Annotated in this window: 15 protein-coding genes and 1 pseudogene; 10 read left to right on the top strand and 6 right to left on the bottom strand. The window is 74.0% G+C overall.

Features of this window, described 5'->3' with window-relative positions; translation table 11 throughout:
- Positions 1-47 precede the first annotated feature (47 nt).
- A complete protein-coding gene (locus AGRA3207_RS33315) occupies positions 48-2,567 on the bottom strand; it encodes an amino acid permease (RefSeq protein ID WP_231331089.1) in 2,520 nt (839 codons plus the stop codon).
- Positions 2,568-2,961: 394 nt separating this feature from the next.
- Here AGRA3207_RS33315 and ggt point away from each other — a divergent pair, with 394 nt between their 5' ends.
- From ggt to AGRA3207_RS33330, 3 genes are all read left to right on the top strand, one after another.
- Complete coding sequence (gene ggt / locus AGRA3207_RS33320) at positions 2,962-4,824, top strand: gamma-glutamyltransferase (RefSeq protein WP_231331090.1); 1,863 nt, start codon at positions 2,962-2,964, stop codon at positions 4,822-4,824.
- 50 nt (positions 4,825-4,874) lie between these two features.
- Entirely contained in the window at positions 4,875-5,234 is a 360-nt protein-coding gene (gene cutA, locus AGRA3207_RS33325; protein ID WP_231331091.1) for a divalent-cation tolerance protein CutA, read from the top strand.
- A 122-nt stretch (positions 5,235-5,356) separates the two neighbouring features.
- Entirely contained in the window at positions 5,357-6,217 is an 861-nt protein-coding gene (locus tag AGRA3207_RS33330; protein ID WP_231331092.1) for an oxygenase MpaB family protein, read from the top strand.
- Positions 6,218-6,294: 77 nt separating this feature from the next.
- Here AGRA3207_RS33330 and AGRA3207_RS33335 read toward each other — a convergent pair whose 3' ends face one another.
- The 5 genes from AGRA3207_RS33335 to AGRA3207_RS33355 form a co-directional block, all read right to left on the bottom strand.
- Entirely contained in the window at positions 6,295-6,594 is a 300-nt protein-coding gene (locus tag AGRA3207_RS33335) for a metal-sensitive transcriptional regulator (RefSeq protein ID WP_231331093.1), read from the bottom strand.
- A 101-nt stretch (positions 6,595-6,695) separates the two neighbouring features.
- Complete coding sequence (locus AGRA3207_RS33340) at positions 6,696-7,292, bottom strand: histidine phosphatase family protein (protein WP_231331094.1); 597 nt, start codon at positions 7,290-7,292, stop codon at positions 6,696-6,698.
- A 24-nt stretch (positions 7,293-7,316) separates the two neighbouring features.
- Positions 7,317-8,432, bottom strand: a complete 1,116-nt coding sequence (gene ald / locus AGRA3207_RS33345; protein WP_231336473.1) for an alanine dehydrogenase — start codon at positions 8,430-8,432, stop codon at positions 7,317-7,319.
- Between the two features lie 151 nt (positions 8,433-8,583).
- A complete protein-coding gene (locus AGRA3207_RS33350) occupies positions 8,584-9,750 on the bottom strand; it encodes a glycerate kinase (RefSeq protein ID WP_231331095.1) in 1,167 nt (388 codons plus the stop codon).
- A 489-nt stretch (positions 9,751-10,239) separates the two neighbouring features.
- Positions 10,240-11,685, bottom strand: a complete 1,446-nt coding sequence (locus AGRA3207_RS33355) for an NCS2 family permease (RefSeq protein WP_231331096.1) — start codon at positions 11,683-11,685, stop codon at positions 10,240-10,242.
- A gap of 188 nt (positions 11,686-11,873) precedes the next feature.
- Between AGRA3207_RS33355 and AGRA3207_RS33360 the strand changes: the two are divergent.
- The 7 genes and pseudogenes from AGRA3207_RS33360 to AGRA3207_RS33390 all read left to right on the top strand — a co-directional run.
- Positions 11,874-12,182, top strand: a pseudogene (locus AGRA3207_RS33360) (PucR family transcriptional regulator); the annotation flags it as partial.
- 14 nt (positions 12,183-12,196) lie between these two features.
- Positions 12,197-13,495 (top strand): helix-turn-helix domain-containing protein, encoded by a 1,299-nt coding sequence (locus AGRA3207_RS33365; RefSeq protein ID WP_231331097.1) that lies wholly within the window; start codon positions 12,197-12,199, stop codon positions 13,493-13,495.
- Between the two features lie 231 nt (positions 13,496-13,726).
- Positions 13,727-14,956, top strand: a complete 1,230-nt coding sequence (locus AGRA3207_RS33370) for a DUF5685 family protein (RefSeq protein WP_231331098.1) — start codon at positions 13,727-13,729, stop codon at positions 14,954-14,956.
- Between the two features lie 105 nt (positions 14,957-15,061).
- Positions 15,062-15,703, top strand: coding sequence for a copper resistance CopC family protein (locus AGRA3207_RS33375; RefSeq protein ID WP_231331099.1), 642 nt, complete (start codon positions 15,062-15,064; stop codon positions 15,701-15,703).
- A 24-nt stretch (positions 15,704-15,727) separates the two neighbouring features.
- Positions 15,728-17,803, top strand: a complete 2,076-nt coding sequence (locus AGRA3207_RS33380) for a bifunctional copper resistance protein CopD/cytochrome c oxidase assembly protein (protein ID WP_231331100.1) — start codon at positions 15,728-15,730, stop codon at positions 17,801-17,803.
- A gap of 123 nt (positions 17,804-17,926) precedes the next feature.
- The gene (locus AGRA3207_RS33385; RefSeq protein ID WP_231331101.1) at positions 17,927-19,159 is read left to right on the top strand and encodes a sensor histidine kinase; all 1,233 of its coding nucleotides are present in this window, start codon (positions 17,927-17,929) and stop codon (positions 19,157-19,159) included.
- Complete coding sequence (locus AGRA3207_RS33390) at positions 19,156-19,812, top strand: response regulator transcription factor (protein ID WP_231331102.1); 657 nt, start codon at positions 19,156-19,158, stop codon at positions 19,810-19,812. Before AGRA3207_RS33385 ends, AGRA3207_RS33390 begins: the two co-directional genes overlap by 4 nt.
- The last annotated feature ends 7 nt before the right edge of the window (positions 19,813-19,819 follow it).

Here is a 19,819-nt window from a genome sequence, read left to right on the forward strand (position 1 = left end):
CCTCCCGGGGAGGGGAGGCGGCGCTCTCGGGTGCTGGGGGCGGGCGGTCAGCGGCGGTGGCGTCCGCCGGGGGAGGGCGGTGGCTCCTGGGACTCCTCGTCGTCCCAGGAACCGCCGCCGCGATGGCGCGGGCCGGGCGCGTGACCGCCGGACCCGAAGGGCTCGAAGGGCTCGAAGGGTTCGGACGGTGCCGCGGACCCGAACGTGTCCTCCGGACGGCCGGAGGCGCCCGGGGCACCCGGGTTCTCGCCCTGCCACCGTCCGGCCGAGGACTGGTCGGCCGCGAACTGGCCGGAGGAGTAGCGGCTGCCCGGGTACTGTCCGCTCTGCTGCGATCCCTGCGGCGGTTCCGCCGGCCGTTGCCCCGACCCGAAGTTCTCCGGCCCGAAGTTCTCCGGCCCGTACGAACCGGACCCGAACGCGCCCGACCCGAAGGCCCCTGACCCGTACGACCCGGAGCCGAACGCCCCGGAGCCGAAGGAGCCGCTTCCGAAGGACTCGCCTCGGACGGAACCGGACCCGAACGAGCCGGTCTCGGACGACTCGGACCCGTAGGCGCCGGACTCGTAGGCGCCCGAGTGGCGGCCGCCCGGCTGCCGGCCACCGGGCTCGTACGGCCTGGACCCGTAGGCTCCCGAGCCGGGCGTCCCGGACCCGAAGGAACCCGACCCCGCGCCGTGAGACCCGGAATCGAAGGAGCCCGCCGGGGCTCCGTACGCGCCGGGCGCGTAGGACCCGGACGCGTGCGTGCCGGATCCCTGCGCTCCCGGCCCGTAGCCGCCGGTCTCGTAGGACCCGGTCCCATGCGTCCCGGTCCCATACACCCCGGATGCGTGCGTGCCGGATCCTTGCGCCCCGGGCTGTCCTGCGGGGTACTGTCCCGTACCCTGCTGCCCGAGCCCGCGGTACCCGCCGGTCGGCTGGGCGCTGTGCTGCCCCGTCCCGTACGGGACGGGCGCGGCGTGCGCGGGGGCGGACTGCGACGTCGTGGGGAACGGCGCGGAGCCGGGCGGCGGCGGGGGCGCCGCCATCTGGGCGGCCACCGGGCGCGAGGCCGGGGGCGACTCCAGCAGCAGCTTCAGGTGGCTCTTGCGGCGCCCGTAGACGAGGTACAGCATGAGCCCGCCGACCATCCAGATCGTGAAGTAGCCCCACGTCTGGACCTTGAGGTTCAGCATCAGCCAGCCGACCGCGATGATCGTGACGACCGCGGTCACCGGCGCCGCCGGGACCCGGAACGGGCGGTGCAGGTCGGGGCGGTCGCGGCGCAGCGCCAGCACCGCCGCCGCCACGAACAGGAACGCGAACAGCGTCCCGATGACGACGAGCTGCTCCAGGGTGAGCACGTCGAGGGTCTGCGAGGCCACCACGGCGGCGGCGCCCGACAGCAGCGTCGCGCGGGTCGGCACCTTGTAGCGGCTCATCTCGGCGAGCCCGCGCGGCAGCAGCCCGTCCCGCGAGATCGAGAACACCACCCGGCTCAGGGCGACCAGCAGCACCAGGATGACGGTCGTGAGCCCGAGCATCGCGCCCACGTCGACGATCTTGCCCATGGCGCCCGCGCCGACCGAGTCGAACGCGGCGGCGAGCAGCAGCTTGTCGGAGTTGAGCTTGGCGAAGCCGTCCATGCCGACCATGCCGACGAACGCGACCGCCACGGCCGCGTACACCACGATGGCGGTGATCAGCGCGGTGAGGATGCCGCGCGGCACCTTGCGGGGCGCGTCGTCGGTCTCCTCGGACGCGGTGGCGATCAGGTCGAACCCGATGTAGGCGAACGCGATGGCGGGCGCCGCCGCGAACAGCCCCCAGACGCCGAAGACGTGCGGGGTGCCGCCGCCGACCGCGCCGAGCACCGCGTCCAGCACCGTCTGGTCCCCCTGGGGCGCGGGCTTCGCGGGCGGCACGAACGGGGTGAGGTTGGAGGGGTGGAAGAACTTCAGGCCGGTGGCGATGACCAGCCCGATCACGATCATCTTGCCCATGACCATGAACCACAGCGTCCGCAGGCTCATGCGGCTGCCGGTGGCGAGCATGACGATGAGCAGCAGCAGGATCCCGAACGCGAACACGTCCGGCCCCTTCTGCTGGCCGATGACGTCGCCGAGCCACGCCGGGACGGGGACGCCGAAGTCGTGCAGCGCCTGCGTCGCGTACAGCGACCAGACCCGCGCGAGCACCGACGACGCGAGCAGCAGCTCCATCACCAGCGACCAGCCGACGATCCACGCCCACACCTCGCCGAACGCGACGTAGCTGAAGGAGTAGGCGCTGCCGGCCACCGGGATGATCGAGGACAGCTCGGCGTAGGCGAGCGCGGCCAGCACGCACACGCCTCCGGCGATCAGGAACGAGACGAGCACCCCGGGTCCGGCGGTCGCGGTGGCCTGCTCGCCGGCGATCTTGAAGATCCCGGACCCGATCATCACTCCAAGGCCGAGCACGATCAGGTCGCGCGTCCGGTAGACCACGCGGAGCCGGTGCCGGCCCCCGTACAGGCGGCCGGTCGCCTGCTCGACGGGCAGGCGCCGGAACATGTTGGTGCGCATGCGGATGTCCCAGGTCATAGGTTTGTCCCCCCAGGCCGGAACCCGCGCCGCTGTTCGCGAGAGATGGGCTGGTCGAAGTCCCTAAGAATTCACCAGGTTTGAGCATAATCGCAATGATTTGCTCACGATTGATGTCGTCTTGATGCCGTTCGCGGGGAACGGGCCGCGTCCCGGTGTCAAGCTGGCACGGGCCGCTCACGCTGGGCGAACACCGGACGGGCCCGCGTCCCCTTTTCGATCATGCCGCGCCTTTCCGGGGGGTCCGCAAAGGGTCGTGCGAGGGACGCGCGAGGGTCGTCCGAGGGACGCGTGAGGGAAGTGAGAGGGCGCGTCCAGGGTCGGCCGGTGGGGACGCTGGCGCGAGGGATGGATCGATGGCACGGTGGTGGCGCCGCGTCCCTCTGGAGGTTCGGTGTCCCGCAGCGCGTCGTCCCCGCCCGCCCTCCGCCACACCGCCGCCGCGGCGGCGCTGGCCGTGATCGCCTCGCTCGCCGTCCCCGCCGGCGCGGGCGCCGCGCCCGCCCCGGGGCCGGGGTCCGACCCGTCCCCGCCCGGCCGGCTGCCGGTCGCCACCGGCCACGGCGGCGCGGTCTCCACCGTCGACCCCGACGCCAGCCGGACCGCGCTCGACGTCCTGAAGCACGGCGGCAACGCGATGGACGCGGCCGTCGCCGCCGCCGCGACGCTCGGCGTCACCGAGCCCTACGTCGCCGCGATCGGCGGCGGGGGATACATCACCTACTACGACGCCAAGAAGCGCCGCGTCCACGCGTTCGACGGGAGGGAGACCGCCCCGAAGGCGATGCGGGCCGGCTCGTTCGTCGACCCGGCGACCGGGAAGGCGATGCCGTTCGAGGAGGCCGTCACCAGCGGGCTGAGCGTCGGCGTCCCCGGGACCCTCGCCCAATGGGACCTCGCGCTCGGCCGCTTCGGCACCCGTGATCTGGGCGCCCTCCTCAAGCCCGCGATCAGGGTCGCCGAGAAGGGCTTCGTCGTGGACGCGGAGTTCCGCGCCCAGACCGTCGAGAACGAGGCGCGGTTCCGCGACATCGTCCCGACCCGGGAGCTGTTCCTGCCGGGCGGCAAGCCGCCCGAGGTCGGCTCGGTCTTCCGCAACCCCGACCTCGCCCGCACCTACCGCGAGCTGGCCGAGCGCGGCCCGGAGTGGATGTACGAGGGCGGGCTCGGCCGCGAGGTCGCCCGGACGGTCGCGAAGCCGCCCGTCGACCCCGCCGCGAAGCGCAAGGTCCGCCCGGGGCTGCTGAAGCCGTCCGACCTCGCCGCCTACCGGGCGCTGCCGAAGGAGCCCACCCACGTCGCCTACCGGGGCCTGGACGTGTACGGGGAGCCGCCGTCCTCGTCCGGCGGGTCCACGGTCGGCGAGGCGCTCAACATCCTGGGCAACTTCCGGCTCGACCCGAAGGACCCCGTCACCGCGCTGCACTACTACCTGGAGGCGTCCAAGCTCGCCTACGCCGACCGGGGCGCCTATGTGGGCGACCCGGCCCAGGTGGACGTGCCGCTGGACGAGCTGCTCTCGCCCGGGTTCGCCCGCGAGCGCGCCTGCCTGATCAGACCGGACCGGGCCGCCGCCGCGCCAGTCGCCCCCGGCACCCCGGACGGGCGCTACGGCCCGTGCGTCCCGCCGGGTACCCAGACGCGGGCGCTGGCGTACGAGGGGCCGCAGACCACGCACCTGGTCGTCGCCGACAAGTGGGGCGACGTCGCGGCCTACAACGTCACCCTGGAGCAGTTCGGCGGCAGCGCCCTGACCGTCCCCGGCAGGGGGTTCCTGCTCAACAACGAGCTGACCGACTTCACCCTCCAGCCGCCCGCGCCCGGCGCGCCGTCCGACCCGAACCTGCCCGGCCCGCGCAAGCGCCCGCGCAGCAGCATGGCGCCCACGATCGTGCTCCAGGACGGCCGGCCGAGGCTCGCCGCCGGCACCCCGGGCGGGTCCACGATCATCACGACCGTCCTGCAGATCCTGGTGAACCGGATCGACCTCGGCATGGACCTGCCGCACGCCCTCGCCGCGCCGCGCGCCACGCAGCGCAACACCCCGCAGGTCTTCGCCGAGCCCGCGTTCATCGACGCGTTCGGCAAGGGGCTGGCCGCCCGCGGCCATCTGCTGGCGCCGTTCCCCGGTCCGCCGAAGGCGACGATCGGGGCCGCGACCGCGCTGGAGTTCCTCGGCCCGGGGCTTGTCCAGGCCGTCGCCGAACCGGTCCGCCGAGGTGGCGGCAGCGCGATGGTGGTGAACCCGGCCCGCTAGGAAACCGCTGGTGAGGCGTGCCCTGACCGCGAAGGGGAAGGAGTCGTGCCATGGCGCAGTCTTACGTTCAGGTGACGACCACGACCGACTCCCGCCCGGAGGCGGCCGAGCTGGCGAAGTCGGCCGTCGCCGAGCGGCTCGCGGCGTGCGCCCAGCTCGTCGGCCCCGTCGCCAGCACCTACTGGTGGGAGGGCGAGATCGAGTCCGCCGAGGAGTGGATGGTGGTGTTCAAGACCACCGCCGACCGCTTCGACGAGCTGGCCTCCCTGATCACCGACGGCCACTCCTACGACACCCCGGAGATCATCGCGACGCCCGTCGTGGCGGGCAGCATGGACTACCTCGCGTGGCTGGCCGAGCAGACCGAGCCCGGCGGGCTCGACGAGGCGGTGGACGAGCCCGAGGACTGACCCGGCCCCCGGCCCCGGCGGGGGAGGCCCCCGTGACCGGTGTGACGTGCGTCATGACGGGGTAATAAGCAATCGATTACCCTGGTCGCGGACTCCGCCGGTGCGGAGGAGAGGGGGCCGGCATGGACGGTGGGCCGCACGAGGACCACGGGCTGTTCGGGCCGGGCTCGGTGACCTGGCACGTGATGGGCGAGCCGGTGCTGATCGTCGGCGGTATCAGGGCGCTGCTGCTGCAGGCGCTGCACCCCCGGACGATGTGGGGCACCGCGCAGAACTCCGAGCTGATGAACCCCGACGCCGCCTGGTCCCGGCTCGCGCGGACGGTCGAGTTCGTCCGCGTGCGCACCTACGGGACGGAGGCCGAGGTCGACCGGATCGGCCGCCGCGTCCGCAAGCTGCACTCCAAGCTGGCCGGCCTCGACCGCCGCACCGGCGAGGTGTTCCGGGTGGACGACCCGGAGAACCTTCTCTGGGTGCACATGGGCGAGGTCGACTCCTACCTCGGCGTCGCGCGCCGGGCGGGCGTCCCGCTGACCGCCGCCGACGCCGACGCGTTCGTGGACGAGCAGCGCCGCGCGGCCGCCGTCGTCGGCCTCGACCCCGCCGGCGTGCCCGCCACCGTCGCCGAGATGCGCGACTACTACGACGGGATGCGCCGGCGGATCTGGGCGTGCCGGGAGGCCCGTGACGGGCTGTGGCGGATGTTCAGCCCCGCCGTCCCGCGGAACCTGCTGCCGCTCAAGCTGGCCGCGCCCGGCGTCGGGACGCTCGTCGTCGCGACGCTGCCGCGGTGGGCGCGCCGCATGTACGGGCTTCCGGGGCTGCCGACGTCCGACCTGGCGGCGACGCTGGCGCTCAAGGGCCTGTACCGGACGACCCGGGCCGTCCCCGAGCGCTACCGCTACTCGCCGGACGCCCGGCGGGCCAGGCGCCTCACACGCGAGCACGAGGCGGCCCCGGGCCCCTGGCCCGTCGCCTCCTGAGGGCGCGCGACCCGAGGGGGCCGGCGACCGGAGCGCCGTCCCCGCCGTCGCGGCCGCGCAGGCCCGGCCGGCGCGCATCAGCCGCGCCGCATCAGCCGGCCGACGGCGGCCATCAGCTCGGTGGACATCGCCTCGCCCTTGCCCTCCTCGGCGCCCTCGGCGACGCAGTGCCGCACGTGCCCGTCCAGCAGGCCGAGCGCCACCTTGTCCAGGGCGGCCTGGACGGCGCTGATCTGGGTGAGCACGTCGATGCAGTAGCGGTCGTCCTCGACCATCCGCTCGATGCCGCGCACCTGGCCCTCGATCCGGCGGAGCCGGGTCTGGAGCTGGTCCTTGGTGGCGGTGTACCCGCGGGTGGGGGTCTCGCTGGTGGCCATCTCCGTCCTCGCAATCGATCTCGGGGCGGTTCGCGGGGGGTACCCCTCGGGGGTTATCCCCCTAGGGGTATCCTATGTGTTCGGGGACGTATGGACCGCGATCATCGGGTGTGGCCGGGCACGTTCCACGACGCGATCACCGGCCGGTCGTGCTCGGTGCCCAGCGTCGAGAGGGTACCGGTGTCCAGGGCGAACAGCCGTCCCAGCCGCGGCTCCAGGCCGAGCCAGCGTGCCGTCAGCACCCGCAGGACGTGCCCGTGCGCGATCAGCACGACGTCGCCTTCGTCCAAATCCGGCCGCACCCGGCCCAGCACGGCGTCGGCCCGCGCGCCCACCCGGCCGACGTCCTCCCCGGGGTGCCCGGCGTCGCCCGGGACCACGCCGTCGTCCCAGAGGAACCAGCCGGGGCGCCGCTCCTGGATCGCCGCCGTGCTGATCCCCTCGTAGCCGCCGTAGTCCCACTCCCAGAGATCGGGGTCCACCGCGTCCACGGCCAGCCCCGCCAGCTCGGCGGTGCGCCGCGCGCGCTCGGCGGGGCTGCTGACGGCGCGGACGATCCGCCGCCCCTCCAGCGCCGCCCGGAGCGAGCGCGCCTGCTCCTCGCCGCGCGCGGTCAGCGGCAGGTCGGTGCGACCCGTGTGCCTGCGGGCCCGGCTCCACTCCGTCTCGCCGTGCCGCAGGATGATCAGCTCCCCCATGGGCCCACTGTAGAGGGCCGCGCGCTAGTCCAGGACCGAGGCGAGAGGGGTGCGGGGGAGGCCGTGCGCCTCGGCGACGTGGTCGTAGACGACGGCGCCCGCGTGCGTGTTGAGGCCGAGCGCCAGCGCCGCGTCGTCCCGCAGCGCCTGCCGCCAGCCCTTGTCGGCAATGGAGACCGCGTAGGGGAGCGTGACGTTCGTCAGCGCGTGGGTGGAGGTGTTCGGCACCGAGCCAGGCATGTTCGCGACGCAGTAGAAGATCGACTCGTGGACCCGGTAGGTCGGGTCGGCGTGCGTGGTCGGGCGGGAGTCCTCGAAGCAGCCGCCCTGGTCGATCGCGATGTCCACCAGCACCGAGCCGGGCCTCATCCGGGCGACGAGATCGTTGGAGATGAGCGTGGGGGCCTTCGCGCCGGGGATCAGCACCGCGCCGATGACGAGGTCGGCCTCGCGCGCCTGCTGCTCGACCGTGTACGCGTTGGACACCAGCGTCTTCAGCCGGCCCTGGTAGATGGCGTCGATGTGGCGGAGCCGGTCGACGTTGACGTCCAGCACCGTCACGTCGGCGCCCATGCCGACGGCGATCTGGGCCGCGTTCAGCCCGGACACCCCGCCGCCGATGACCACGACCTTGGCGGGGGCCACGCCCGGCACGCCGCCGGGCAGCACGCCGCGCCCGCCGTTGAAGGCCATGAGGTTGTACGCGCCGACCTGCGGGGCCAGCCGCCCGGCGACCTCCGACATCGGGGCCAGCAGCGGCAGCGAGCGGTCGGGGAGCTGGACGGTCTCGTAGGCGATGGCGGTCACCCCGGCCGACAGCAGCGCGTCGGTGCACTCGCGGGAGGCCGCCAGGTGCAGGTACGTGAAGAGCGTCTGGCCCTGGCGCATCCGGTGGTACTCGGCGGCGATCGGCTCCTTGACCTTCAGGATCAGGTCGCCCTCGGCCCAGACCGCCTCCGGGCCGTCGAGGATCTTCGCACCGGCGGAGGTGAAGTCGTCGTCGGGGATGGCGGAGCCGAGGCCCGCGCCGTGCTCGACGAACACCTCGTGGCCGTGCCGGGTGAGCTCGTGCACGCCCGCGGGGGTGATCGCCACCCGGTACTCGTGATTCTTGATCTCCTTCGGGACGCCGATCTTCACGAGAGCTCCTCCGCCGCTGCTGACCATGGGGGTGACCGGTAGGTACGCCTCCAGCGTGCGGGCCCCGGGCGGCACCCCGCCATGAGCAGGCTGCAAAGTCATCCGGTCTTTCCATGACATTGTGTAAAAAGCCGCAGGTGGAGCGATCCCATCACGGCGCGGACCGCGGCAGCCACTCGTCCGCGATCGCGACCGTCAGCTCCTCCAGCAGCGGCCCGGCCCTGCGGAGGCGCCGTCCGGCGTCCGGTTCGATGTCGGCCAGCGCGTACACCGCCTGGATGCGGGCCTTGCGCAGCCGCTCGCCGGTAAGGCCGCGCTGCCCCGCCACCGCGATGACCGGGGCGCCCGCGCGTGCCGCGGCGCGCGCGACGCCCATGGGCGCGGTGCCGCGCAGCGACCGGGTGTCCAGCGACCCCTCGCCGGTGACGACCAGGTGCGCGCCGCGCGCCTTCTCGGCGAACCCCAGCAGGTCCAGCATCAGCGACGCGCCGGGCTCGATCGTCGCGCCGAGGAAGGTGAGCGCGGCGAACCCGACGCCGCCCGACGTCCCCGCGCCCGGCAGGTCCCGCGCGGCCCGCCGGGACGCCGCCTCGGCGAGGTCGGCCCAGCGGCGCAGCCCCGCGTCCAGCAGCCGCACCTCGTCGCGGTTCGCGCCCCGCCGCGGCCCGTCCACCGCGGCCGCGCCGCCCCGGCCGAGCAGCGGCCCGGCGGACTCCGCCGCCACCACCACCTGGATCCCCGACATGTCGGGCAGGCCGCGCAGGTCCAGCGCGTGCAGCGAGCGGAGCGCGGCGCCGCCGGGCGGCAGGTCCTTGCCGAGCGCGTCCAGCAGCCGCCCGCCGAGCCCCTGCACGAGCCCCGCGCCGCCGTCGGTGCACGCGCCGCCGCCGAGGCCGAGGACGATGCGCCGGGCGCCGAGCCGCACCGCGTGCCCGACCAGCTGCCCGGCCCCGACGCTGGAGGCGACGAGCGGCCGGGGCCTGCCGTCCGGCAGCCGCCGCAGCCCGCACGCCTCCGCCAGCTCCACCACCGCGCTGCGCCCGTTGAGGGCCAGCCGGGCGCTGACGGGCTTCCCGGTCGGCCCGGCCACCTCCACCTCGACCCGCCGCCACCCGGCCGCCACCGCCGCGTCCACGGTCCCGTCGCCGCCGTCGGCCACGGGCAGCTCGACCAGCGGGATCCCCGGCCGGGCGCGGCGCAGCCCGGCCGCCAGATGCCGCGCGACCTCCGCCGCGGTCAGCGCCCCGGGGAACCTGCCGGGCGCCAGCAGGACGTGACCGCGCGGAGGCGGATGGGGGGGAGATTCCGCGGACGCCACAGCCACGCCTTTCACGCCGGGGGAGGTAAGGCCCTACCTTCTGCTTACGCCATGACGGCACTATTTGACACCCGGAACGCCTTCCGGGACACCCGAACCCGCAGAGAGCCCGCGTCCGGAGGACCGTTATTTTTCGTCCGGCGACTCCACGAGGGGGCGAAACGCGAAGAACAGCAGAAACAGCGGCACCACAGGCCACAACCACACCGACACCCCATCCAGCTGTAGGACGGGCATTCCGGACCCCTCAACGCCTCCCCCGACCGCGCATGACGAACGGGCTCTGGACGCACCGCGCGGCCTGCCGGTCATCGTGCCCATTCCGTCCGGCACACGCCGCGTCAGTTCGTCTTCGAACTCCAATGACGAATTCCCCGCCGACAACTCGACGACCGCGGGCGGGCGATTGGCGGCACGATTCGATTGGGCGAACGATTTCCGCCCGTCACCGAAAAGACCGTGGCCCGGCTTGAACGGAAGACGCCCGGGTCAGCGGACGTCGAGCCACTCCTCGATGGGGTGGATGGCGAAGAAGACCAGGAAAAGGGCGACGACGGGCCAGAGCCAGATCGAGACCTCGCGGGCCTTGCCGCGGGCCAGCTTGATGACCGCGTAGCCGACCATGCCCATGCCGATGCCCGTCGTGATGGAGAAGGTGAACGGCATCAGGACGATGGTCAGGAACGCGGGGATCGTGATGTCCAGGTCGTCCCAGTCCACCTTGGCGACCTGCGTCATCATCAGGGCGCCGACGACGATCAGGGCGGGGGCGGCGGCCTGCGCGGGGACGACGGCGGCCAGGGGGGTGAGGAACAGCGTCGCCGCGAACAGCAGGCCGGTGGCCATGTTGGCCAGGCCGGTGCGGGCGCCCTCGCCGACGCCGGCGGCCGACTCCACGAACACCGTGTTGGCGGACGAGCTGGTCAGCCCGCCGAACGCGGCCGACAGGCCGTCCACCGACAGGATGCGGCCGAGGCGGGGGACCTCGCCGTGCTCGCCGACCAGGCCGGCCTCGTCGCTGATGCCGAGGATCGTGCCCATCGCGTCGAAGAACCCCGACAGCACCAGCGTGAACAGCACGACCAGCGCCGTGATCACCCCGGCCCTGCCGAACCCGCCGACCAGGTCGACCTCCCCGAACAGCCCGAAGTCGGGCGCGGCGAAGAGCTTGTCGGGCATGTCGGGGGTGACGACGCCCCAGCCGCCCCTGGGGACCGTCACGGCCTCCTGGACGATCACCGCCGCGACCGTCCCGGCGACGATGCCGATCAGGATCGCGCCCGGCACCCGCCGGACGAACAGGACGATCATCAGCACGAGGGTCAGCGCGAACACCAGCGACGGCCAGGTCTCCAGGTGCCCGCCGGTCCCGAGCATCAGCGGCGGGCTGGCCGCGGCGGACGTGACGAACCCCGCGTCGTACAGGCCGACCAGCGCGATGAACGCGCCGATGCCGACGGCGATGGCGTGCTTGAGCGCCAGCGGGATCGCGTTCATGATGCGCTCGCGGACGCCGGTGAGCGCCAGCACGATGATGACCAGCCCCTCGATCACCACCAGGCCCATCGCCTGCGGCCAGGTCATCACCGGTGCCGCCTGGAACGCCACGACCGCGTTGATCCCGAGCCCGGCGGCGAGCGCCATCGGCGCGTTGCCGGCCAGGCCCATGATCACCGTCGTGACGGCGGCGGAGAGCGCGGTCATGGTGGTGAGCTGCGGGATCGACAGCGTCGCGCCGGTGACGTCCTTCGCCCCGCCGAGGATGATCGGGTTCAGCAGGATGATGTACGCCATCGCGAAGAACGTCGTGACGCCGCCGCGCAGCTCCCGCGCGACGCTCGTCCGCCGTCCGGTGAGGTCGAACAGCCGGTCCAGCGGCCCGCGCCCGCCGGGGGGAGGGGAATCGCCTGCCGTGGCGGTCGGGGACTCTGACATGACGGGAGCTCCGGTTCCAACGGAATGATCTCGAAAGGGCGAGGACAGGGTAACCCCCCGTCACACGCCGTGCCCGGACGGCCCGGGGAATCCGGGAGGGTGATTCCCGGCCTGCGCTGCGTGACCCATCGCGTCCGCTATAGCCTGCCGAGGTGCGAATGCGGGAATCGGCGGACGTGGCGGTGCGTGACTCCTACGCGGGCCTGCTCGCTTCCGTCCCCGAGCGGACGCGGTGGACGTTCCGCGAGCGGATGCTCGGGCCGCTGGAGGAGTACGACACCAGCCGGCAGTCCGACCTCGTCCATACACTGGAGGTCTTCCTGGCCTGCTCCGGGTCGTGGAGCCGGAGCGCGACACGGCTGCACGTCCATGTGAACACGCTTCGGTACCGGATCCGCAGAATAGAGGCTCTGACAGGCCGGGACCTCGGCACACTAGAGGATCGAGTCGACTTCTTCCTCGCCCTGCGCGCGACGCGCCAGGCGAGCACCTGGTAGGCGGTGGTCAAACGATGGACCGGGAGACACTGGGGCAGCGCATCCGCGCCCTGCGGATCCGGCAGGGCGTGAGCCAGGCGCAGCTCGCCTTCCCCGAGCTGTCCGACAGCTACATCTCGCTGATCGAGAGCGACAAGCGGGTGCCCGCCCCGAGCGTCGTCGACCTGCTCGCGGCGAAGCTGAACTGCTCGGCCACGTACCTGGTCAGCGGCGTCAGCGAGGACGTCGTGGACGAGCTGCGCGTCACCCTCGACTACGCCGAGATCGCGCTGCAGAACGGCGCGGCGGCCGAGGCGCGGGCCCGGTTCGCCGAGGTCCTCGCCAACGCCGACGCGGTGGCGCTGCCGGAGATGCTGCACCAGGCCCGCTGGGGCTACGCGCTCGCGCTGGAGGCCGCGGGCGAGCTGGAGGAGGCGATCACCGGGCTGCTGGAGCTCACCGAGGAGGCCTCCGCCGAGGCCGACCTCGACCACTGGGCGAAGGTGCACGTCGCGCTCAGCCGCTGCCTGCGCGAACGCGGCGACATCAGCGCGGGCGTGCAGGCCGCCGAGGGCGCCCTGCGGCACCTCATCGCGACCGGCGCCGACTCCACCGACGCCGCCGTGCACCTCGGCGCCGCGCTGCTCGCCGCGTTCATCGAGCGCGGCGACCTCGTCCGCGCCCGGCACCTGGCCGCGCAGCTCGTCGAGCGCGCCGAGCGGATCGGCACCCCCCGCGCCCGCATGGTCGCGTACTGGGAGGCCGCCTACGTCGCCGAGATCCGCGGCGAGTACGGCGAGGGCGTCACCCTCGCCGAGCGCGCGCTGATGCTCGCCGGCGACGGCGAGGACCCCCGCAACCTCAACCGGCTCCGCGTCATCTACGCCGGGCTGCTGCTGCGCGCCCGGCCCGACCAGGCCGCCCGCGCCCGCGAGCTGCTCAACCGGGTGCGCGCCGAGATCAGCGCCAGCTCCGCCGGGGAGATCGACGTCGCCTGGTGCCTGACCGAGCTCGCCCGCGCCGAGACCGCCCTCGGACGCCCCGCGGAGGCGGTGCGGCTCGCCGAGGAGGCCATCGACCTGCTCGGGGACGCGCCGCGCCGCGCCACCGCCGGGGCGCTGACCGTGCTCGGCGAGGCGTGCGTCCGGCTCGGCCGGCAGGAGCGCGCCGCCGAGGTCCTCACCCGCGCCGCCACCTGCCTGGAGGAGATGGAGTCCTCCCGGGAGGCCGCGCAGGCGTGGTTCGACCTCGCCGAAGTGCTCGCGGAGACGGGATCGGCCGGAGAACCCCGCATGGCCGCCTACCGCCGCGCCCTCACCTGCGTCGGAGTCTGAATTTATTTGCAAGCCCGGCCCAGGGTCCTCGCCTGGCGGCTCGGACCCTGACCGCGCTTGGGCGAGCGCGTCATCGCTTCGCGATCAGCCCGCGTGACGGCTGAGGCCATCCGTGAGGCTTCGCTGTCTCCATGCTCGCCTGGGGGTTTGTCCTGGTCGGTGTGAACCGGGGCGGGGGTCGCGGCGTCCATGATTATTGCTGCGAGTCGCCTGAGGTGGGGAGTTGTCCGGATGTTCGGTGTCGTACGCCCGTGCAGGCATGTCCTGTGCGGGTCGCTGTTCAAGGGCTGGCTGGCCCATCTGTGCGGGCTCTGCCTGACGCTGCGCGCCGAGCACGGACACGCCGCGCGGCTCGTCACCAACTACGACGGGCTGCTGGTTTCGGTGCTGGTGGAGGCGCAGGCGCCGGAACTGTCGCCGCGGCGCAAGGCCGGGCCGTGCGCGCTGCGGGGCATGCGGACCGCCGAGGTCGTCAGCGCGCGGGCCGAGGGCGCCCGGCTCGCCGCCGCGACGTCGCTGCTGCTCGCGGCGGGCAGGACCCGCGACCACGTCGAGGACGGTGACGGCGTCTTCTCGCGCCGCCTGGTCGCCGCCGCCGCGGGCCGAGTCGCCGGGCGCTGGGACGCCGCGGGCGGCAGGACGGGCGCGGCGGTCGGCTTCGACCCGTCCGTCCTGCGGGACGCGGTGGCGCGGCAGCCGGGGCTGGAGTCCGCGCCGGGGGCCGGGCTGACGGCGCTGACCGAGCCCACCGAGACCGCGGTCGCCGCCGTGTTCGCGCACACCGCCGTCCTGGCGGGCAAGGAGGGCAACGCCGCGCCGCTCGCGGAGGCGGGCCGGTTCTTCGGACGCCTCGCGCACCTGATCGACGCCGTCGAGGACAGGGACGGCGACCGGGCGTCCGGCGCGTTCAACCCGCTCCTCGCGACCGGCACCACGCCCGCGGAGGCGCGCCGGTACGCCGACGACGCGCTGCACGGGCTGCGGCTCGCGCTGGCGGAGGTGGAGATGCGCGAGCCACGGCTCGTCCGGGCGCTGCTCGGACGCGAGGTGCGCCGCTCGGTCGGCCAGGTGTTCGCCGCCTACCCGCCCGCCCCCGGGCAGCCGCCGCACGGGAACGCTCCATACGGGCCGCCCGGCCAGTACCCGCCTCCTGGGCAGTACCCGCCTCCGCCGCACGGAGGCTTCGGTGGCGGTCATGGGGGTCATGGGGGGCACGGCGGTCATGGGGGGCACGGGTACCGCGACCCGGGGCGGCGTCCGGGCTGGCCGATCCCGTGTTTCACCGGGACGGCCGTCTGCTTCACCTGCGGGGTGTTCCAGCCGGAATGGAGCAAGTACCACGGCCAGGGCTGCACCGACCGCTGCTGGTGCACCCGCCATTGCGACGGCGGCTGTGACTGCGACTGCGGTTGCTGTAACTGCTGCGAATGTGACTGCTGCGACTGCGGCTGCGACTGCTGATCGCCGGTATTCGATCAGCGGGATTCCCGGCCCCGGGCGTCTCGGCGCCGGGGCGTCAGTAGGCTGGGGGCCGCCACCCCGACACCACTGGAGAACCCGGCCCCTATGAAGATCCACACGTCCCGCCGCCCGCTGCGCCGGCTCGGCCTCGTCGCCGCGCTCGCCGTCGCCTTCGGCGCCGTCACCGCCTCGCCCGCGCTCGCCCACACCAAGCTGGTGAGCAGCACGCCCGCCAAGGGCGCGACCGCGGGCCCGGTGACGGAGATCAAGCTCGTCTTCAGCGACCAGATCCGCGTCGCGAAGGTCGTCGTGAAGGACAAGGCGAACAAGACGTACCAGGCGGGCGAGGCCGTCCGGGCGGGGACGACCGTGACGCAGAAGCTGACGGGCGCGCTGCCCGCCGGGTCCTACACGGTCGCCTACCGGGTGGTGGGCGAGGACGGCCACCCGATCGAGGGTGACGGGCTGACCTTCACGGCCGCCGCTGGCGACGGCGGCGGGACGGGCGAGCAGCCGCAGGCCGCGCCGTCCACCGGCGGGGTCGGCGCCCAGGAGCAGACCGGGGCCGCCGCCACGTCCAACGAGCAGCCGCTCAAGATCGACCAGGAGCAGGCCGCGAAGGACGACGGCGGCTCCGGCATGGTCATGTGGGTCCTGATCGGCGCGGGCGTGCTGGTCGGCGTCGGCATCGGCGTGGGCATCGTGTTCCGCGCCAAGCGCAAGCACCAGGTGGCCGCCGGCGAATGAGGCGGCGGTGAGGAAGGGCGGCGCATGAGCAAGGCAGCGGTCAGGAGCGGCGGCGGCACGGCCGTCGCGTGGGCCGCCGTGATCGCGGCGGCCGCGGCCGTCGCGGTCCTGGTGGCGGGCCTCGTCCTCGGCGGGTCGGTCACCGAGAAGGTCATCCCCGGGCTCGGCGACGCGGGCGTCGTCACCCGGTGGGGGCTGCCGGTCTCCCGGATGGTGATGGACCTCGGCGCCGCGCTGACCGTCGGCGCGCTCCTGGCCGCCGCCGCGCTGCTGCCGCTGGAGGGTGGACGCGGCGGCCGGCAGGGGGCGGGCACGCTGTCGGCGGACGCCGTCGGGTACCTGCGCGCCGCGTCCTGGCTCGCGAGCGCCTGGGCCGCCGCGGCGGCCGCCACGCTGGTGTTCACCGTCGCGGACGTCCTCGGCCAGCCGGTCGGGGAGGTCCTCACCGGCAGCGAGCTGAGCAGCTACGTCGGGTCGCTGCCGCAGGGCACCGCGCTGATGCTGGTGGTCCTGCTCGCCGTGGTCGTGGCGCTGCTGGCCCGCACCACGACCACGCCCGCCGCCGCGTTCGGGCTGCTGGCCATGGCGGGGGTGGCGCTGCTGCCGCCGCCGCTGACCGGGCATTCGGCGTCCGCCGCGAACCACTCCGTCGCCGTGACCGGGGTGGCGCTGCACGTCGCCGCCATCGCCCCCTGGGTCGGCGGGCTCGCGGTGGTCGCCACCCACGCGCTGCTCCGCCGCGACAAGCTGCCCGTCATGGCGGAGCGGTTCAGCCGCATGGCGCTGTGGTGCTACGCCGTCGTCGGCGTCAGCGGGTTCGTGAACGTGATCTCCCGGCTGCCCGACCCGGCCGAGCTGGTGAACACCGACTACGGGCGGCTCGCCCTCGGCAAGATCGTCCTGTTCGCGGCGCTGGGCTGGTTCGGCTGGTGGCACCGCACCCGGACGCTTCCCGCCCTGGCCGGCCGCAGGCCGTGGGCGTTCACCCGGCTGGCGGGCGTCGAGGTGGCCGTGATGGCCGCCACGATGGGCCTGGCCGTCGCGCTCGCCCGCACCGCGCCGCCCGCCCCCGCCGGGGAGGAGACCCCGGTCAAGGCGCTGATCGGGTACGACATGCCGCCCGCGCTCACCCCGGCGCGGCTGGCGACGCTGTGGCAGTTCGACTTCTTCTTCGCCGTGCTGGTCGCCGTCCTCGGCGGGGTCTACCTCGCGGGCGTCGTCCGGCTGCGCCGCCGCGGGGACTCCTGGCCCCTCGGACGCACCGTCTCCTGGTTCGCCGGCCTGCTCACCATCGTGGCCGTCACCGAGACCGGCGTCGCCAAGTACGCGCCGATCCTGTTCAGCGTCCACATGGTCCAGCACATGGTCCTGAACATGCTGACGCCGATCTTCCTGGTCGTGGGCGCGCCCGTCACGCTGGCGCTGCGGGCGCTGAAGCCCGCCGCGGTCCGCGGCGACCGGGGGCCGCGCGAATGGCTGACCGCGGCGCTGCACAGCCGGTTCACCGCGATCGTCGCGCACCCGGCGGTCGCCACGATCATCTTCGTGGCCAGCACGTTCGTGCTGTACTTCACCTCGCTGTTCGAATCGGCGATGCGCAACCACCTCGGGCACATCGCGATGACCCTGCACTTCCTGCTCGCGGGGTCGCTGTTCTTCTGGGTGCTGCTCGGCGTCGACCCGGCGCCGCGGAGGCTGCCCTACCCGGGACGGCTGCTGCTGCTGTTCGTGACGATGCCGTTCCACGCGTTCTTCGGCATCGCGCTGATGAACCTGAGCCAGCCGCTGGCGCGCGGCTGGTACACCGCCGTGGACCCGCCGTGGGGCGGCACGGCCCTGGCCGACCAGCACACCGGCGGCGCCATCGCCTGGGGCTTCGGTGAGATCCCCACGTTCATCGTCCTGATCTTCCTGGCGTTCCAGTGGTACTTCGACGACCAGCGGCAGGCCCGGCGCATGGACCGCAAGGCCGACCGCGCGGAGGCGGCCGGAGGCGGCCCGGAGGAGGACGAGCTGGCCGCCTACAACGCGCGGCTGGCCAAGCTCGCCGAGCGGGACCGGCTGGCCAAGGACGGCGACGGCGGGACGACCACGCCCTAGCGCGGCCAGGCGCCCCTCCCGGGCGCCCCCTGCCGGGCGTTCCCTCTCACGGGTCCCCCTCGCGCGCGGGCCTCCCTCTTCCGGGGGAGTGACGGGGCGCCGTGATCTGCGAACATCGGGGACGTGACACGTCCACTGCGGCCGCTGATCGAGCGGACGACCTGGCGGCGGTGGTCCCACCTGGTCGTGGGCGGCGCGCTGCTCATGCCGTACTGGTTCCTCGCGATCAGCCTCACCCCCGTCCTGCCGTTCGGCAGCCAGACCGTCAAGATCCTGCTGATGCTGCTGGTGCTGCCGGGCGCCGCCACGTTCGTCACCGGGCTCGTCCCGACCGTGCGGCTCCTGGAGACCTCGCTGGCCAGGGAGCTGCTGGCGGGGCCCGCGGCGGCGCTCGTCCCCGGCCCCGCGCGGTCGTGGGAGAGCCGCGCCCGCACCGGCGCCTGGTTCGGGCTGCACCTGTTCGCGGGCGTGGTCGTCAGCGGGCTCAGCCTGGCGGTGCCGCCGTTCGCGTTCGTCCTGATCGTCGCGCCGCTGGTGGGCTGGGACGCGCAGTTCCTGCGGATCGGGGGGATGCGGGACGCCTGGCCGCAGTGGACGGTGCCGTTCGCGGGCCTGGCGTCGCTGGCCGCGCTGCTCGCGCTGATCGTGCTGGCGGGGGCCCTGCTGTCGCGGCTGGCGCCGTGGTTCCTCGGCCCGTCGGCCGCCGAGCGGCTCGCCGACGTGCAGGCGCGGGCCGTCGCGCTCGCCGAGCGCAACCGGCTCGCCCGCGAGCTGCACGACTCGGTGGGCCACGCGCTGAGCGTCGTGACGCTCCAGGCGGGCGCGGCCGGGCGGGTCCTCGACAGCGACCCGGCGTTCGCCAGGGAGGCCCTCGGCGCGATCGAGGAGTCGGCGCGCGCGGCGCTGGAGGACCTCGACCACGTCCTCGGGCTGCTGCGGGAGGACCCGTCCCGCACGGCCCCGCAGCCGACGCTCGCCGATCTCGGCCGGCTGCTGGAGCAGACCCGGATCGCCGGGGTCACGCTCGACTCGGACGTGGCGCCGGAGGTCGGGCACGTGCCCGCCGCGGTGTCCCGGGAGGCGTACCGAATCGTCCAGGAGGGCCTGACGAACGCGCTGCGGCACGCGGGCAGGGTCCCGGTGCGGCTGCGCCTCGCCGTCGCGGGGGAGCGGCTGGAGATGGAGATCAGCAACCCGCTGGGCGCGCCGGGCGTCGCGGGCCACGGCGGCGGGCGCGGCCTGGACGGCATCCGCGAGCGCGTCACCGTGCTGCGCGGTGAGATGGCCGCGGGACCCGACGGTGACGCGGACCGCTGGCGGGTCCGCGTCTCGCTCCCGCTAAGGTCCGGGGCATGACCGTCACGGTGCTGCTGGTCGACGACGAGCGGCTGATCCGCGCGGGTCTCGCGGCCATCATCAACGCCGAGGACGACCTCGCGGTGGTCGGCGAGGCCGAGGACGGCGCCGGGGTGGCCGGCGAGGTGGCCCGGCTGCGGCCCGACGTCGTCCTGATGGACGTGCGGATGCCGAGGCTGGACGGCATCCAGGCCACCCGGCGCATCCTGGAGACCGTCCCCGGGCCGCCGCGGATCATCGTCGTCACGACGTTCGAGAACGACGAGTACGTCTACGACGCGCTCAAGGCGGGCGCGAACGGGTTCCTGCTCAAGCGGACGCGGCCGGAGGAGATCCTCCAGGCGATCCGGATGGTCGCGCACGGCGACACCCTGCTGTTCCCGGCGGCGATCCGGGCGCTGGCCGCCGCGCACGGCCCCGCCGCGGGCGCCGGGCGCGCCGTCCGCTGGCACGGGCGGCTGACCGAGCGGGAGGCGGACGTGCTGGCGCTGATGGCGAAGGGCCACTCCAACGCCGAGATCGCCGGGGAGCTGTTCGTCAGCCCGCAGACGGTGAAGACCCACGTCGGCAACATCCTCGGCAAGCTCGGGGCCCGCGACCGCACGCAGGCCGTCATTTTCGCCTACGAGACGGGCTTCATCACACCGGGCTGAACGGTGC

The sequence above is a fragment of the Actinomadura graeca genome (assembly GCF_019175365.1).
Classification (GTDB): domain Bacteria; phylum Actinomycetota; class Actinomycetes; order Streptosporangiales; family Streptosporangiaceae; genus Spirillospora; species Spirillospora graeca.